This window comes from Pseudonocardia sp. SID8383 (assembly GCF_009864975.1).
Classification (GTDB): Bacteria; Actinomycetota; Actinomycetes; order Mycobacteriales; family Pseudonocardiaceae; genus Pseudonocardia; species Pseudonocardia alni.
This window is the reverse complement of sequence record NZ_WWFY01000948.1, coordinates 1-769: the sequence shown is the minus strand read 5'-3', so window position 1 is coordinate 769 and position 769 is coordinate 1. Positions and strand designations below refer to the sequence as shown.

Genomic DNA, 769 nt, shown 5'->3' with positions numbered 1-769 from the left:
GAGCGCGGTCCTGCCCGCCCCGTGCTGGCGCCGCGGCCCCGCCCGGAGCCGCTGCCCGCGTCGTCGGCGCAGCACCGGCTCTGGGTCCTCGACCGGCTCGACGCCGACGCGGGCCGCGACAGCGCCTACCACTTCCCGATCACCTTCCGGCTGGCCGGAGCCCTGGACGCCGACGCACTGGAGCAGGCGCTGCACGACGTCGTCGCCCGCCACGAGTCGCTGCGCACCCTGCTCGTCGACGGGGGCGACGGCGTCCCGGTCCAGGTGGTCGTCGACGCCGCGGCGGCCCGGGTGCCGTTCGTGCGCCGCACCGTCGACGCCGCCGCCACCCCGGCGGAGGTGGCGGCGGAGATCCGGCGCCCGTTCGACCTGGGATCGGACGTGCCGGTCCGGGCGCTGCTGCTCACCGAGTCCGACACCGGCGAGCACGTACTGGTCCTCGTGCTCCACCACGTCACCACCGACGAGTGGTCCGACCGGCCGTTCCTGGCCGACCTCGCGACCGCCTACGCGGCCCGGTCCGCGGGCCGCGCGCCCCGCCTCACCCCGCTGCCGGTGCAGTACGCCGACCACACCCTGTGGCTGCGGGAGCTGCTCGGCGACCCGGCCGACCCGTCGTCGGTCGCGGGCCGCCAGCTCGGGTTCTGGACCCGCACCCTGGCCGGGCTGCCCGAGCGCCTGGACCTGCCGACCGACCGGCCCGAGCCGGCGTCGCCGACGATGGCGGGCGACGCGGTCGACGTGCCGATCGACCCCGCGCTCGGCGCCG

The 769-nt window shown here is 78.0% G+C and carries 1 protein-coding gene; it reads left to right on the top strand.

Going from position 1 to position 769, the window contains the following annotated elements:
• The coding region (locus GTW08_RS22470; RefSeq protein ID WP_237454077.1) for a condensation domain-containing protein at positions 1–769 on the top strand (769 nt) is incomplete at both ends.